Consider the following 14,459-nt stretch of genomic DNA (forward strand, 5'->3'; position numbering starts at 1 on the left):
AACAACATGAGTGATGTAGAAATTTTAGTTGTGGAGGATAATCCAACGGATGCAGAATTAACTTTAAGAGCCTTAAAGAAAACAGCATTAACCCAGTTAATCTACCATGTTAAAGATGGTGTTGAAGCATTGGATTTTTTGTTTGCAACTGGGGCCTATTCCAATCGCAAAATTGAAAATAAGCCAAGGGTAATTATGTTGGATTTAAAAATGCCTAAGGTAAATGGATTCGACGTGCTTAAAATTATTAAAGGAGATAACCGTACACTTATGATACCGGTGGTAGTGTATACTTCATCAAAAGAATTGGACGACATTAACAAGTGCAACAAACTTGGTGTGAACAGTTACGTAGTAAAACCAGTGGAATCAGATAAGTTTACGAAAGTAGTGGCCGAAATGGGCACCTATTGGATGAATATCAATCAAACACAAAAATAAGTTGAAATTTCGAAATAATTAAGTTTGAACTTTTGCCTTAACCCAAGCCGATGGACAAACGATTAAAAATTCTCTTCATTGAAGACTCTAAACACGATGTTGAATTAATTCAGCGGGAGCTGAGCAGAGCATCTATTGAATATAGCAGTTACATTGTTGAAACTAGAAGCGATTTCTTGTTTGCTCTCGAAAGCTTTACGCCCGATTTAATTTTATCTGATTTTACCCTTCCTCAGTTTAATTCGCTTGAAGCGCTTGAGATACTCAAGAAAAATAAAATTGCTATCCCATTTGTAAATATTACGGGTGCAGTTGCTGAGAATTTTATTGTGGAAAGTATTCGTGCCGGTGCGGATGATTATATCCTAAAAACTAGTTTAAATAGGCTTTCGGCAGCGATACTTAATATTTTTGAGAACCCAAAATACGTTGTGAGAAGCACGCTATTTTGGGAGAAGTAATTGGCTTGAAAATTAAATTACTTTTTCATTCACCAACACAAATGTCTAGTTTTTTTCAACCAATTCCTTTAAGGTATTTATCCAAAGCGGAAGTGCATTTAAACTTTCTACTAATTGCACCTTTTCTCCACCATGTTCCTTAAAAATATCATTGTACTCCTCTCCTATTTCAATGGTAGTTTCAAGACAATCCGCAACAAATGCAGGACTAAAGACCAATAGCTTTTTTGCACCTTCCTTTGCTTTTTGGGCCACCACTTTATCGCTAAAAGGTTCCAACCACTTTTTATCCAAGCGACTTTGAAAAGCTACCGTGTATTTACTTTCCGGAATATTTAATTTAGCGGCTATTAGTCTGGTAGTTTCATAACAAGTAGCTTTGTAACAAAATTTATTGTCCGCATCAATTTTGTCTTCGCAATGATGATCACTGCAGAGTGAGTCTTCGTAAACTTTATCAACTTGACGCACCGGCAAACCATGGTAACTAAACAGCACATGGTCGTAATTTTCCCAATTATATTGCTTTCCTCTTTCTACAAATGAATTGATGTAACCCGGATTATCGTAATACTGACTAATGAATTTTAGCTCCGGAATGACATACCATTTGCTAATTATTTGCATTACACGCTCCAAAGCACTGCCCGTGCTGCTTGAAGCATACTGTGCAAATAATGGAATCACAATAATTTTATCGTAATTTTTTCTACGCATCACACCCAACACCGAATCCAGACTAGGATTTTGATACCGCATACCCAAGTAAACATCGTAGTCGGAACTTAAACTTTGTTGCAATTTTTCTTTAACTGCATTGCCATGAATGAGCAAAGGAGAACCATCCTTTGTCCATAATTTTTGATAAATTTTTGCAGATTTAGAAGAACGAAAAGGTACAATTATCGCATTTACCAATACTTTGCGCGCCAACCAAGGAATATCAATAACTCGTGGATCGTTTAAAAATTCAGTAAGGTATTTACGAACATCGGCCGTTGAAGGACTATCGGGAGTTCCAAGATTTACAAGCAGTACACCAGTTTTCATTTTTGAGTTATTGAGTTGTTGAGTTATTGAGTTGTTGAGTTATTGATTATTGGGTTATTGGGTTATTGGGTTATTGAATTCTTATGTCATCCTGAGCGTTGTCGAAGGGTGAGTTATTTAGTTATTGGGTTATTGAGTTATTTAGTTATTTGGTTATTGAGTTTAAAATTCTGAAATTAATTTGTACCATGTCATCCTGAGCGTAGTCGAAGGAGAGTTGTTGAATTCTTATGTCATCCTGAGCGTTGTCGAAGAGTGAGTTATTTAGTTATTGGGTTATTGAGTTTAAAATTCTGAAATTAATTTGTACCATGTCATCCTGAGCGTAGTCGAAGGAGAGTTGTTGAATTCTTATGTCATCCTGAGCGTTGTCGAAGGGTGAGTTATTTAGTTATTGGGTTATTGAGTTATTTAGTTATTTGGTTATTGAGTTTAAAATTCTGTAATTAATTTGTACCATGTCATCCTGAGCGTAGTCGAAGGAGAGTTGTTGAATTCTTATGTCATCCTGAGCGTTGTCGAAGGGTGAGCTATTGAGTTATTGTTTATTGTGTAAATAAAAAATTAAGCAATTCTAAAACTAGAGAATTTATCAATCAGCTAATCGGCTAATCGGCTAATCAGCTAATCATCAAATCAACAAATCAAATATGCAAAGCACGTTTTTCGGTGGCATCTAAACAAGCTTCTTTAAAAGATTCAGTATAGGTTGGATGAGCGTGACTCATGCGGGCAATGTCTTCGGCAGAGGCTCTGAATTCCATTGCTACCACTGCTTCAGCAATCATATCTGCCGTGCGCGGTCCAATCATGTGCACTCCCAAAATTTCATCCGTTTCGGCATCAGCCAATACTTTTACTAAACCATCGGTATCCATACTGGCACGTGCCCTGCCGCTTGCTTTAAAAGGGAATGCACCAACTTTGTATTTTCTTCCTTCAGCTTTTAATTGTTCCTCGGTAAAACCTACTGCTGCAACTTCGGGCCAGGTGTAGACTACTCCCGGAATTAAATTGTAATTAATGTGTGGTTTTTGTCCGGCCATTACTTCAGCAACAAAAATGCCTTCTTCTTCGGCTTTGTGCGCCAGCATTGCTCCTTTAATTACATCTCCAATGGCATAAATTCCTTTCACATTGGTTTGCAAATGCGCATCCACTTCAATTTTACCTTTTGCATCCACTACCACTCCAATTTTATCTAAGCCTAGCTTGTCTGTATATGCTTTTCGCCCTAGGGCCACTAAACAATAATCGCCTTTAAAATCAGCTATTTTACCGCTGGCATCTTCAGCAAAAACAGTTACTGCTTTACCTTCATTTACCGCTTTGCTAACTTTATGATTTAAATAAAACTCAAACCCTAATTTACTCAACGATTTTTGCAACTCCTTGCTGAGTGTGCGGTCCATTGTTGGAATAATTGCATCTGCATATTCCACAACCGATACTTTAGCTCCTAATCGAGCATACACCGAACCCAACTCTAAACCAATTACTCCACCGCCAACTATTATTAAGTGTTTGGGAACTTCTTTCAATTCCAAGGCTTCCGTGCTGGTTATGATACGTTTTATATCGATATCGATGCCCGGTAATGACATGGGTTTAGACCCGGTAGCAATTATCGTTTTTGTAGTTTCAATCTGAATTTTTGTTCCATCCGCCTGAGCGATTTCAATTTTATTTTTTTCCAAAAAAGAGCCATGACCTGTAAATACGTTAATCTTATTCTTTTTCATCAAAAAATTAATGCCGTCGCAGGTTTGCTTTACCACTTCTGCCTTTCTCTTAATCATTTGTGCCAAGTTCAAACGTAAAGAACCTATATCGATACCGTGTGTTTTGAACGTATGATGAGCATTGTAAAAATGCTCACTTGAATCAAGTAGTGCTTTTGAAGGAATACAACCTACATTTAAGCAGGTTCCGCCCAAAGTTGCATAACGCTCAATGATTGCGGTTTTCATACCCAATTGAGCACAACGAATAGCTGCAACATAACCTCCGGGGCCCGAACCAATCACGACTACATCAAATTTTTCCATAGTGACATATTTTTTAGCGCTGCAAAAGTAAGCATTGAAACCAAACCTTCTTAATTATAATACGTGAATTTCATTTTGTTGTCGCAACAATGCGATTTTGTAAAAAGCTTGCCTTTAAAAAATAAATTTTCTTTTATTTGTAAACCCAATAATCTCACTATTCTGTATACACTATGCACGCTGGAAAAAATTTTTCTGTTATTGAAGTTGCCTTTTGGACAAGAAGAGACATCTTTTTTCTTCTACTTGTATCCGGTATTCCTACCACCTGTTATGTGCTACTCGATTGGAAATGGCTCGCATTGCCTTGGTTACCAATCGCTTTGCTTGGAACTGCAGTAGCATTCATTGTTGGTTTTAAAAATAATGCTTCCTATGATCGCATGTGGGAAGCCCGCAAAGCTTGGGGTGCAATAGTAAATGGCAGCAGAAGCTGGGGGATAATGATCCACGATTATATAACAAATGATAAAGCATTAAAAAAACTAAGCACTGAGGAGTTGCATGAATTAAAACTGCAATTAATAAATCGTCATTTTGCATGGTTAACAGCACTGCGGTTTCAGTTGAGGGAACCGCGGGCATGGGAAGCCATTTACAAAAAGCACAATGCCGAATACAAAGAAAAATGGTTTAAAGTGGAAGAACATAACGGTTCAAAAGAAACGGAACTAGCAAACTATTTAAGCGAAAGCGAATTAAAATATATTCTATCAAAATCGAATCATGCCGCTCAACTTATTGCCTTACAATCGCAACAACTAAAGCAGTTGATGGAAGATGGGTATATAGAAGATTTCAGACACATGGAACTCGAAAAAATACTTGTCGAATTTTTGAATCAACAAGGCGCATCAGAACGGATTAAAAATTTCCCCTATCCCAGACAATACGCAACTTTAAATTTATATTTTATAAATATTTTTGTGGCGCTGGTTCCGCTTGGGATGCTGCAAGAGTTTAATAAATTGGGAGGAAACATGGTTTGGCTTTCTATACCCTTTAGTGCACTTTCTACCTGGGTATTTACTACCATGGAAAAAATTGGAGAATCTACCGAAAGTCCTTTCGAAGGCAGCGCCAATGATGTGCCCATTACCGCCATCAGCACAGGCATTGAAATTGATTTAAAAGAAATGTTTAATGAAAAAAACATCCCTTTTCCCAAGAAGCCGCAGAACAACATATTAGTTTAAAAACCTAAATTATAGCCATATGAAAATTGAAGATGTTTTTAAAAACAATAAAAAGTGGATTGAAGAAAAGTTAGCGATTGATAAGGACTATTTTAACAATTTAGCCAAAGGGCAAACACCTGAATTTTTGTATATTGGATGCTCCGACAGCAGAGTTACCGCCGAAGATTTGATGGGGGTGCAACCCGGTGAAGTTTTTATTCACCGCAACGTTGCCAATTTGGTAAACAATGTTGATTTGAATGTGATGTCGGTAATTAATTATGCGGTGCGGCATTTAAAAGTAAACCATATAGTTATTTGCGGACATTACAATTGTGGTGGCGTGAAGGCAGCCATGCAACCTAAAGACTTAGGAATTCTAAATCCTTGGTTGCGTAATATCAGAGATGTGTATCGATTGCATAAAAACGAGCTCAATTCAATTGCCGATGAAACCCAGCGTTATAATAGACTTATAGAACTTAATGTGCAGGAGCAATGTGTGAATTTAATTAAAACTGCAGCAGTACAACAAGCTCATAAAGAGCGAGGTTTAATGGTGCATGGATGGGTATTTGACGTGCGGACCGGCGAATTAATTGATCTTAAAATTGATTTTCCTTCTATTCTAAAAAACATAATGGAAATTTATCTTTTAGAGTAGTACACTCTCCATTATTCATTTTTTGCCCTTAACATTAAACTTAAAATAGAGATAGTATAACACTATGCAGAGCGACAAACCAGCTGCAATAGTTCCCAAATAATCTCCAAAACGAACATAAAAAGTAAGGTAGCTGGATGGAAATATATTGGCACTAAATACAGCTTCCTTCCAATAAGGTGTTTGCATTGAAATATCGCCGCGTGCATTCGCAATGGCGGATGTGCCGGTATTTGCAGAGCGCGCTATTTCTCGACGTGTTTCAATGGCTCTTAAGCTTGCATAACTTAAATGCTGTTTATATCCCGGAGTATCGCCCCACCAGCCATCGTTGGTGATGATAAAAATTAACTGTGCTCCATTTTTAATATACTCCCCAACAAATTCACCGTAAATACTTTCATAACAAATAACAGGTGCAATGCTTTGTGCTTTAGTGATGGAGTAAAAAACCGTTCGATCAGCTTGAACGCCCAAGCTTCCTGAAGTGCCCCCCAAATCGATGGCCAATTTTTCGAAAGGTTTAAAAAGCGCCGGAAATGGAATTTTCTCCACACCCGGAACTAATTTTGATTTGTGATAGTGCTGAATAAGTTTACCGGAATCGAGCTGCAATGCGGTATTATAGGAATCGTAAGAGGCATCTTCCTGGGTAAACTTTCTTGCGGTTGCAGATGGCAGTTCACCTTTTTCATAAACCTTCGCTGTGCTTGCTCCTATCACAATTTTTAAATTCGGATATTTATTAAGAAAGGATTTCAGCATCAAAATTGGAGGTGCCGAATCCAATTGATTTTCCCAAATATTACTTGCCAATGCTGTTTCAGGAGCGATTAGGTAATCGGTAGTAGCATCTATTTTAGTTGAAGCGAGGCGAAGCAATTTTGCAAGTTGTTCGCTATCACTCATTCCATTAAATTTCTCATTGTAGGGATCAATGTTGGGCTGAACAATAACTACCGATGTCCCCTTTCCTTTGTGCATCGGAGCATTAAAATTATAAAGTAAACCGGATACCAGCATCGGCAAGAGCAGTAAAAAAAGTGCTTGTGAAATTTGCTTTTTAGCAGATCGTATTCCCTTGGATTTAACCTGCTCCGCTATTTTTAACAGTGAAACATTTACCAAAAGCACCCAAATACTTCCACCAAGAGCGCCGGTATATTCATACCATTGCACCCATTTGTATTGTGTGGAAAAAACATTGCCAAGTGTAAGCCAAGGCCAGCTTAAATCCCAATTGAGGTGTAGATATTCAAATGCTATCCAAAAACAAATCAAAGATAAATAACCGCTATTTGTCTTTTTCTTAACGAGATGAAAAGCGGCAAAAACAATGGCCATTAAAAGTGCATTGGCCAGAATAGCCATCGCTGCGCCACCTGCCGATGCATTGTAAATCCACCAAGTGGTGAGGATGTTCCAAATAAAAAATGTAAGATAGCTTAAGCCGAACATCTTTAATCCGGTGTTTTCCTTTTGCCCTTGAACCATATTTTGTTCAATAAGCAGTAGCGGAATAAACGCGATAAAAATTAGAAATGGAAAACCTGCAACAGGCCAGGCAGCTGTTAATAAAATACCCGATAAAAGGGAAAGTAAAATTCTCGGGGTGGTGCCTCTCACTTTCAGTTTACTAAAACCAGTTAATTACTTTTGCTTTACTTTCATAAGCATTCAGGTTGGAAAAGTTAAGGATAAACTGGTCTTTCGTTGCCATCTTACAAACCATTTCCATATATCTTTTACTCACAATTATTAATTCACTTTTTTTCACAAGTTGCTCCAAATCGGCGAGTAAAATAAATAACTGAGGGAAAGTTCTACGCAAGTTATTTTCATCTATATCCTCATCCCAAACCGCCAATTCGTTATTTTGATTTTTCATCAAATTCATTGTCAATTCCAGCATTGGGCTTTCGCGCAAATCATCCGTATCGTTTTTGAAGGTTATTCCAACAATTCCAATTTTAGTTTTGTTGAATTGGTTTACCATTGTAAGCATTTCTTGCTTTTGATTCATATTGCTTTTCAGCATGCTGCTCATCAGCGGTAAATCCAATTGGTTTTCTTTTACTAAGGCTTCAATCTCTCGTAAATCTTTAGGTAAACAAGATCCACCAAAAGGTAATCCGGGACGTAAATAGGTTTTAGAAATATTCAAAACCGAATCCGAAAGGAAAATTTCATTTGCCCTTTTGATATCAATATCATACTGCTTTCCTAAGCGATAAACCTCATTCGCAAAGGTCACTTTAAGTGCATGAAAGCAATTATCAACATATTTTATATACTCAGCAGTATTCATATCGGTTATGAATAAAGGAAGTCGACCATTGTCAGAAACCAGATTTCCTAGGTCACTAACTTCTCTCTTTTCATTTAAGCCAAGCACCACACGTGGAGCCTCATGAAAATCATCAACTGCAGTACCTTCTCGCAGAAACTCAGGCATGAATACCGGACATACGCTATTTGCCCCCACCTTTTCTGTGAAAATAGAATATAAACTCGCTGTGGTGCCGGGCGGAACTGTGCTTCTGTAAACCAAATACTTTAAGGGCATTTTAGAAGAATAGGCCAAGGCAATATCAAGTGTTACATTTTTTGCATAGCTCAAATTAACTTTTCCGTCTTCACCGGAAGGAGTACCCACACAAACAATTGCAACTTCAATTTCGGCAAGTATTTCCGCAATACTGTCTCTAAATTGAATGGTATTCTTTTTTAAACCTTCATTTAGCAACTGTTCCACCAAAGGTTCTTTTACCGGGCATTTTCCATTGCGAAAAAGCTCCACCTTTTCTTGTTTAACATCTGTACAAAATATGGTGTGTCCCATATCCGAGAGGCAAACAGCATTCACCGTACCAACATAGCCTAATCCAAAAATTCCAATTTTCATGCTTTTAATTTATTTCAGTTTTGCGGGAATTCACTTTCTAGAATTCCCTTTAATTCTTTCATCTTAACACTCCAATCCAATGTTGATTTTGCAAAAATGCGCATTTCTTTTGGATGATTAGAATCAGCTCTCATTTTGAGTGCAAAATCATGCACTTTTTGCATGTCGATATGAGATGCATCATTGGGTAAACATAAGAAATACTCCGCCTCCTTTTTACCTGTAATATCGGGCATCGTGTTGGATTGAATAAAAGGCAAACCGCGTGCATAATATTCGCGCGATTTCATATTGGTGGTTTCGTTAAAATGGATCAGGTAATTTGCCAAATTGCTAACGCCTAAATCCACCTCATTGCACAATTCATCCAATGCTTGCTCACTCAGTTTTCCCACTAATTTCACAAAGGGTTGCTGATACATTTTTTCGCCATGAGTTACTCCAGTAACATACAGTTCAAATTTATTTTGATATCCCTTATTTATAGAATCTATTAACCTTGAAAGTCCGCTCCAATATTGCATCGTAGATGATCCTTTCATAAAGAGGAGCTTTACTTTATCGCCTCGATTTACCGGCACACGAAGCCTCACTTTTTGGGTATTGGTTCCATCTCCATTGTACACAAAGCGAACTTTACCCCAAATTTTCTTTCTCATAATTTCTGAAAATTCAGGTGTAAAAGTGGTGATTACTTTAATCCGCTTGGCGTGAAACCAATAGAATAATTGCTCTTGCATATACAAAAACAAAAAATACTCCAGCCAGCGAAATATTTTATTCCCTAGCGATAAGCTTTCTGTAAATTTTCGCTCAATGAAATTTTCACGAATCGTATTGGAAGGTATAAACAGTATTATTTTATTTCCGAAGTGCTTCAATAAAGAAAAAAAGCCATAACCTGCACTCAAGTAGCGTAAATAAATTACAGCGTTAGGTGGAAGTTCCTTTTTTAATATTTCACAGGCTTGTAGCATGTTATCTTGCTCCTGAAAAAAGGAATTAAAGTATTTGCGCGTTTTATTTTTTTTGAGTGGGAAGCAAAATATATTATCCTGCAATTGTTCCTTTTGACTTACTTCATTGCTAAAGAAATAGCCGGTTGTTGAAACGCCAAGCGCATTTAATTCATCAATTTGGGAGTGCACCTTTTCAGAAATGCTCCATCTTTTTTTACCCAAACCAATCACTATGTAAATTACTTCCATACTTAAATCATCCCAATTTATACCGCACCATTTACCTGTTTACTCACAAGAAAACGATTTAATTCCTTCCAACTTGTGCATTTATTATCTTTCATAAATGCACTAAGGTCAGTTCTTTTTTCCCATTCCTTTTTAGGCGCTGCGAGGCCTATCTTCAATTTTCTATTCTTAATTTTTTCAGGAAGCACTCCATTCATCGCATCACGCAAAATTAATTTAGTAAATCCTCTACCTATTTTACTTTCCAAATGCAATGAAAACAGGAAACATACCAATCTCCAATCCATAAAAGGCATTCTTATCTCAATACTACTGTACATTGCAGCCTTATCGAAATTACGAAGTAGAGTAGGTAAAGTGCCAATAAAAAAATGATTGTACAACAGTTGCTCGTTGTATGGCTTGCTCGAAAAATCGTAGGGCTTGTCCGATAATTCATCCAATTGAAATGGCTGTCCTTTTTTGATTTTACCTTGACCAAGAACAGACTTTACATTTTTCTTTAACTTAAAGGATATTGAATTTCGTATAGCAAATGCTTCAGCTAAATCGCTCTTAAAACGCTTGCTTTGCGCAGATTCTTTATCATCGCCGTAAAGTCCCTTCAACACTTCCAAATACCTTTCGGCTTCAGCGCGTGTTCCATTCCATTTCGCATGTTCGAATAAATCGAAAACTTGATTTCGATAGCCATACAGCATTTCATCGGCACCATGCCCATCTAAGGATACTGTAATACCTGCCTCCTTCATTCCTTTATAAATACCGGTAAGAGATAAAAATGGGGTTTCGGTAATGTCGTCAAAATGTTGTGTTGTTTTTATCAATTCGGGTAAAAAATCTGACGCTACCACATCCACATAAATGGCTTTCTTCTTCAAAAAATGCAAAACCTCATCGGCATACTCCTTTTCATCTTGCTCAGTATTCGGAAAAACTCCCACCACCGCTTGCTGCCAGTCTTTTGGAACTCGTTCCGAATGCGACAATTGCGCTTCCAATTTACCTAAGGTACAATATACTGAGCTGGAATCGAGGCCACCACTTAAAGCTGTAGCTACCTTAACATCGCTTCTCAAACGTAATGCACAGGCATCAAAAAATAACTCCTTAAACTTTTTCACTTGTTCTTCATAAGTGAGATTTAAGTTGGTGGTATGCTCATCAATATGAAACCATCGCTTTTGTTCCACTTTCAGCTTAGCATCCACAATTGCCCAATGACCTGGAAGAAGTTGGAAAATATTTTTAAAAATACTGTGTCCTTTGCCACACAATGCATAAGCATCCGTTAGGGCAATACTTAATTTTTGCTCATCAATTTCTCTTGAAAACAAAGGCTCAAGCTGTTTAAAGGCATTTGTTTCGGAAGCAAAGGCCACCAGTTTTCCAGGCAAATAAGCATAGTACAGGGGTTTAATTCCAAAGCGATCGCGAATCAAGAGCAACTTTTTTTCTTGGTTATCCCAAAGCGCTATTGCCCACATGCCATTAAACTTATGAAATGCTTCAATTCCCCATTGTTCGTAGGCTGCCAAAATTATTTCGGTATCCGAATCGCTGTTAAATTTTAAGCCCAATACTTCCAGTTCACGCCGCAATTCAATAAAATTAAAGACTTCTCCATTGTACGAAATGCAATAACGTTGATTGTGCGAATACATGGGCTGCTTCCCTCCTTCTGAAAGGTCAAGAATGCTTAATCTACGCTGCGCCAAAGCCAATGTATCGTTTTCAAAAAAAGCGTAGCCTTCGCCATCAGGCCCACGATGAGCTAATGAACGATTGAATGCTTCTATTACAGAAGGTTCTATTTTGTAAGTAGAAAAGATTCCGGAGATGCCGCACATGAGCTAAATTCGAATTGAAATAGGGTGTTTAATTTATTTATGTTGATTTAGCCCTCAATTTATTTTTAAAAAATAAGTTGATTAAATCAGAATTAATGGAAAGCCAGGTTTTTAAAACTCCGAATCGAAGGCTAATAAAAAAAGATTTAATAATAAATTTAAAATGCTCGCTTTTAGGTAGCTCAAAATACGCCCAAGTAAGGTGTTGAAGGATTTTTGAGAGATTTTGCTTTAGCGCCAATTGCTCCTTTTTTTCTTTAAATAGATTTACAGAAATTAGAAATGTTTTGTACATCGCCCAATATTTTTGAGCGCTGTTTCTGCTTGTCCAGATGCCATTATCGTGTATTCTATAAGCCGCTGAATTAAAATCAAGAAATGCTACATCGCCAAATTTTGTGGCCAAGCTATATAGTAAATAGTCTCCATTAGGAGCATTAAAATAAATAGTTGGAAAAGGCTGGGGTAAAGTTTCGCGTTTTATTAAAACTGAAGCAGTTCCGATAAAGTAATTATTCGCTAATATATCTTCGTGATTTAAATTTCTATTTAGTCGAACAAGATTTGATTTATTATCGATAACTTCTCCCAACTGATTAATGGTAATATGTTTTGTAAAGCACATTGCAAATTCAGTGTTGGATTCTAAAAAATCAACTTGTTTTTGTAATTTATCCGGGTCGGTCCAATAATCATCACCTTCGCAGATTGCAACATATTTAGCCGCCATTTCAGCAAACAGCAATTTACTGTTCTGATGTGCGCCTATATTTTTTTTACGAAAAAATGGAACTAAAATATTTGGATAATTCTTTTGAAATTTTTCAATAATTTGCCTACTCTTATCAGTTGAACAATCCTCGCCAACAACTAGTCTAAAATTGAAATTTGTTTTTTGGGAAACAATACTTTGCAAGGCTTGTTCCAAAAATTGTTCATGGTTATAAACCGGCATTAATATATCAACCAAATAATTCATTACTTTTTTTGCGCTGTCACTATAAAATGATTTATTTGAACTCCATAGTAATTATCCATACAAACCCCTACACTGATGTTTTCAAATGCCCTACTAAAATAATTATGAATACTTTGTTCAGAGCTGAAGGTTTTAAATTTATATCCATTTCTTAAGCCATATATATCACCTTTAATAATAACATGGTCATCCGCTAATGCAATGGAATCTTTTAAAATAAAACTAACAGGAACCTCTTGAATATCAATAAAAGCAGGAAAATTGGCAATCAAGGTTGCACCCTTTTTCATCACTCTTGAAATTTCATTTAAATTATCATCAAATGAAGAATTATTATCCAAATAATAACAGGAGCTGGAAGCAAGTATATAGTCAAAAAAACTATCCTCAAAAGGGATATTTGAATTGGAGCCAACTCTTAACTCCGCTTCCACATTCAAATATTCAATATTTTGTTTGCCAAGCGCTATTGTTTCAGGTGTTATTTCAACACCGTATACTTTCAATCCACAATTTCTTAGCAATTGCAAATTACGCCCGTCACCAAATCCCAAGTCAAGAATTTTGCCACCATTGTAATGCGTTTTATCCAGTTTCAAATTGGGATAAGTTCCCAACATCGTTCGTATTACCCATTCAGTTGGATATAGATGATGCGAAGCCTTCTTTAGGTGAAATTCAGTGTATTTATTTTTAACATTTTCCATAATTATTCTAATTCTGCGAAGCCAAATCCGTCAAGGCCGAAACTATTTCCGCAATATAACATTATTTGCTTCCCGTTTATAAGATTTACATTTGGATAACATACCATTTCACTGTCCCAACCGCTTTCTGATACCGTAAAATTGCCTGCTTCATCATTTCTCTCCCATGTAATTAAATCCTTTGAGTAAGCATAACCAATTCTATAACCCCGTTCAGGATTCCTAAAGTCAATTGAATGTCGATAGGTGAAATACATTTGATACATACCATCAGCAAAATAAACAGATGCACATGTTTGACATTCATCCTGATAGCGCTCCGGAACAATAAATTTATCATCCCTTTGCCATTCAATCCCATCTATTGAGGTGGCCATTTTAAGCTTATAAAAACACTCTTTCCTGCCATTAAAATCGAGCCATTTTATTCCAGTAAGGTAAAACATGAACCAATTATTGTTCAGGATTACCACACGAGGGCAGCCTAATACAAAAGGGTCGAATTGATTCGCCGAAACGATTGGACCAACGGTGCTTTTAGAAAATGTTTCCCCTCCATCTCTGCTAATTGCTAAGCCGATAGCACATTCATATGGCGTTGAAAACTTTCGAGACCATCCAACATAATACATCCATACTTCATTTTTTTCGGGGTGATTAACAACACTGCAAGGCATTGTTCCAAATTCATCAAAATGGCCAATTTCTCCAAGTTTTAGTAATGGCTGCTTTTGAATCTTTAATATTTCAAAGCCTTTACTATTGTATTCCACATCCATTGAATGAATGTGACTCACATAAGTACCATCCTCATTTTTTTTGGGTCTTGAAGTGAAAAATATTTTCTTTTTATCCCCAATCTCAATAAAATAAGGCACTTGCCCATGCGTATTTCCCCATTCAGAATAATCCTTTAGACTAAAGATTTGCCCCTTTTTATTCCATATTTTTTTTGTTATCATAATGAA

Annotated in this window: 13 protein-coding genes; 4 read left to right on the plus strand and 9 right to left on the minus strand. The window is 36.7% G+C overall.

All coding sequences use genetic code 11. The annotated features are described in order from the left end of the window. Nucleotides 1-6: 6 nt before the first annotated feature. Nucleotides 7-441 carry a response regulator gene (locus IPP32_15130; protein MBL0049418.1) on the plus strand — a complete coding sequence of 145 codons (435 nt, stop codon included), beginning with the start codon at nt 7-9 and terminating at the stop codon, nt 439-441. Between the two features lie 50 nt (nt 442-491). Continuing rightward, a complete protein-coding gene (locus IPP32_15135) occupies nt 492-902 on the plus strand; it encodes a response regulator (GenBank protein ID MBL0049419.1) in 411 nt (136 codons plus the stop codon). Nucleotides 903-947: 45 nt separating this feature from the next. Here IPP32_15135 and hemH read toward each other — a convergent pair whose 3' ends face one another. Both hemH and lpdA read right to left on the minus strand, forming a co-directional pair. Further along, a complete protein-coding gene (gene hemH / locus IPP32_15140; GenBank protein ID MBL0049420.1) occupies nt 948-1,952 on the minus strand; it encodes a ferrochelatase in 1,005 nt (334 codons plus the stop codon). A gap of 644 nt (nt 1,953-2,596) precedes the next feature. Next, on the minus strand, nt 2,597-4,000 hold the full coding sequence (lpdA, locus tag IPP32_15145; GenBank protein MBL0049421.1) for a dihydrolipoyl dehydrogenase: 1,404 nt from the start codon (nt 3,998-4,000) through the stop codon (nt 2,597-2,599). A 173-nt stretch (nt 4,001-4,173) separates the two neighbouring features. On the opposite strand from lpdA, the gene IPP32_15150 reads away from it, so the two are divergent. Together IPP32_15150 and IPP32_15155 are read left to right on the plus strand one after the other, a co-directional pair. Beyond that, nucleotides 4,174-5,196: a multidrug transporter gene (locus IPP32_15150; protein ID MBL0049422.1), complete on the plus strand. Its 1,023-nt coding sequence runs from the start codon at nt 4,174-4,176 to the stop codon at nt 5,194-5,196. 19 nt (nt 5,197-5,215) lie between these two features. Continuing rightward, a complete protein-coding gene (locus tag IPP32_15155; protein MBL0049423.1) occupies nt 5,216-5,842 on the plus strand; it encodes a carbonic anhydrase in 627 nt (208 codons plus the stop codon). 15 nt (nt 5,843-5,857) lie between these two features. Here IPP32_15155 and lnt read toward each other — a convergent pair whose 3' ends face one another. The 7 genes from lnt to IPP32_15190 are packed head-to-tail and all read right to left on the minus strand — an operon-like array spanning nt 5,858 to nt 14,453. Then, nucleotides 5,858-7,468, minus strand: coding sequence for an apolipoprotein N-acyltransferase (lnt, locus tag IPP32_15160; protein ID MBL0049424.1), 1,611 nt, complete (start codon nt 7,466-7,468; stop codon nt 5,858-5,860). A gap of 10 nt (nt 7,469-7,478) precedes the next feature. After that, on the minus strand, nt 7,479-8,747 hold the full coding sequence (locus IPP32_15165) for a nucleotide sugar dehydrogenase (protein MBL0049425.1): 1,269 nt from the start codon (nt 8,745-8,747) through the stop codon (nt 7,479-7,481). A gap of 14 nt (nt 8,748-8,761) precedes the next feature. Next, nucleotides 8,762-9,955: a glycosyltransferase gene (locus tag IPP32_15170; GenBank protein MBL0049426.1), complete on the minus strand. Its 1,194-nt coding sequence runs from the start codon at nt 9,953-9,955 to the stop codon at nt 8,762-8,764. 17 nt (nt 9,956-9,972) lie between these two features. Then, nucleotides 9,973-11,805 carry an asparagine synthase (glutamine-hydrolyzing) gene (gene asnB / locus IPP32_15175; protein ID MBL0049427.1) on the minus strand — a complete coding sequence of 611 codons (1,833 nt, stop codon included), beginning with the start codon at nt 11,803-11,805 and terminating at the stop codon, nt 9,973-9,975. Nucleotides 11,806-11,842: 37 nt separating this feature from the next. Next, entirely contained in the window at nt 11,843-12,784 is a 942-nt protein-coding gene (locus IPP32_15180) for a glycosyltransferase (protein MBL0049428.1), read from the minus strand. Further along, complete coding sequence (locus IPP32_15185) at nt 12,784-13,491, minus strand: class I SAM-dependent methyltransferase (GenBank protein ID MBL0049429.1); 708 nt, start codon at nt 13,489-13,491, stop codon at nt 12,784-12,786. The genes IPP32_15180 and IPP32_15185 overlap by 1 nt, the downstream gene beginning before the upstream one ends. A 2-nt stretch (nt 13,492-13,493) precedes the next feature. Further along, entirely contained in the window at nt 13,494-14,453 is a 960-nt protein-coding gene (locus IPP32_15190; GenBank protein MBL0049430.1) for a hypothetical protein, read from the minus strand. Nucleotides 14,454-14,459: the final 6 nt, after the last annotated feature.

It is taken from the genome of Bacteroidota bacterium, from assembly GCA_016721765.1.
Taxonomy (GTDB): Bacteria; Bacteroidota; Bacteroidia; order UBA4408; family UBA4408; genus UBA4408.